Genomic DNA, 1,588 nt, shown 5'->3' with positions numbered 1-1,588 from the left:
GCCCTGGGGCGCTCCCCCGCACGACGGCCAACGGTGGAAGTGCGGTGCGGGCGGTGCGGAGAGCGCCCGGTGTGGCCGCGTGGTTTTCGCACAGCGGCTAGCGGGGCGGGGCCTCCGGGTACGTGGCATGCTCCCCGAGACCTGCCTGCCAACCCATTGCCCCCGCCCTGTCAGTGCAACGGTGGGTTGTAATCACGGAATGCCAAAGTCCTGGAACCAGTGCTCTTGGTTCTTCCGTTGGCACCGGGCGATGTAGTCGATGCGTCGTCGTATCCGCCGCTGTGCTTCGGGGCGTACGGCCCACCCGCGTTCCTGCAACAGGCCCAGTAGCTGGAGGAGCATTCGGTCGGGGGCGCAAAGTACGTCCTGATAGCGCACGACCACGAGTTTCCAGCCCAGGTGGAAGAGCCTACGGCGCCGACGCAGGTCGTGGTCAACGTCGTCCTGGGCCGTGTGGTGCTCATGGCCGTCATATTCGACTCCGACGCGGAATTCCACATAGCCCATGTCTATGTAGGCCGTGGCGTGCGCTGCGAGGGGCACCGGGATGTGGATCTGCGGTTTGGGGAGTCCGGAATCGTAGATCAGGCAGCGGCACCAGCTTTCCGCTGGGGAGGCGACCCCGGGCACCGCCAGATCCACGATCGATCGTGCCTGAGCAATGTACGGCCGGTTGGAGGACCGCTCAAGGATTGCCTGTATCGCCGCTGGATCGGCATGGAGGTTCAGCAGCTGATCCACGGCGGCGATCGCCTCCAACCGCGGTAGGCAGCGGGCACAATCGGCGGCGGTGCGGGCCAGTGTGGTCACCGGCAGACCTGACACCGAGGTGACATGGTCCGTTGGGAGGTTCCAGCGGTACCAGCGCATACCCACATGGCAGCGTGCTCCTGTGCTCCGAGGTACGGCCACCTCCACGGGCCAGAAGCCCGGGTCGAGGCCCGGGGGTAGAACGTCGGCCCCGTGGAGCAAGGCCGCGGTCCGGCCGACGAAGACGGCACCGCCGGGGAGCGCGGTATGGAGCTGTTGGGCTCGATTCCACAGGCCCGGCCCGTAGTTGCGCGTCGGCCGGACAAAGCGCAACTCCTCCCGGGAACTGCCATACGGAGGAAGTCCGTCCATGGCCTCCAGTATTCCGAAACTCCCGGGACCAGGAGGCGAGCTGTCCACAACCCCCCAACCTCGGGTCCGCCCGCACCGCACTTCCACCGTTGGCCGTCGTGCGGGGGAGCGCCCCAGGGCGCGACGCCGCCGGCGGCCAACACGGCGCGCACGGATGACCACCCACCGGAACCACGGGTGGCAATGGCGTCGATCTGGGGGATGATCCCACCCCGTGACACACTCGGAGCTGGGGACGAGCCCTGCTCGGAGAGCCTCCGTCTCCACACTCCGATCACCCTGGTATGCCCTCGATAGCCCGCAGCCTCTCCGAAGCACGGACAACCCTCCCAGAACACGGCGCCTCCGCGACGCGCCCACTCCGCTGGCCGCCGTACGAGAAACCACACGGCCACACCGGGCGCTCTCCGCACCGCCCGCACCGCACTTCCACCGTTGGCCGTCGTGCGGGGGAGCGCCCCAGGGT

The 1,588-nt window shown here is 68.1% G+C and carries 1 protein-coding gene; it reads right to left on the bottom strand.

The window, feature by feature from the left end:
* Positions 1-192: 192 nt before the first annotated feature.
* On the bottom strand, positions 193-1,122 hold the full coding sequence (locus RIF23_RS20630; RefSeq protein ID WP_310914302.1) for a hypothetical protein: 930 nt from the start codon (positions 1,120-1,122) through the stop codon (positions 193-195).
* Positions 1,123-1,588 lie beyond the last annotated feature (466 nt).

Source organism: Lipingzhangella rawalii (assembly GCF_031628175.1).
GTDB lineage: Bacteria > Actinomycetota > Actinomycetes > Streptosporangiales > Streptosporangiaceae > Lipingzhangella_A > Lipingzhangella_A rawalii.
Note: the sequence above shows the minus strand (reverse complement) of the source record. Positions and strands in the feature narration are given on the sequence as shown.